We start from the raw sequence: 242 nt of genomic DNA, 5'->3' as shown, positions 1-242 counted from the left end.
GAAATGTGCTTCGCGGTCGCGAGCGCGTTCGATCCCGGTCGCTGCGTCACCAGCATCGCGACCGCCGATTTGCGCAGCAGGAAGCTGTTGGTGGAGTAGGCGAGAGCACCGAGCTCGATACGGGCGACGTCGCGCAGGCGCACCGTGCGGCCGTCGGAGCCGGCCTTGATCAGGATGTCCTGGAACTGCTTCTGGTCTTTCAATCGCCCCGTGAAGGTGAGGTTCGGCTGGAAGGCGCGGTC

General features: G+C 65.3%; 1 protein-coding gene. It reads right to left on the bottom strand.

Features of this window, described 5'->3' with window-relative positions:
- On the bottom strand, nucleotides 1–242 hold a 242-nt coding region (locus tag AC0L2O_RS37380), incomplete at both ends, for an efflux RND transporter permease subunit (RefSeq protein ID WP_473373272.1).

This window comes from Bradyrhizobium sp. Kon10, assembly GCF_055807395.1.
Note: the sequence above shows the minus strand (reverse complement) of the source record. Positions and strands in the feature narration are given on the sequence as shown.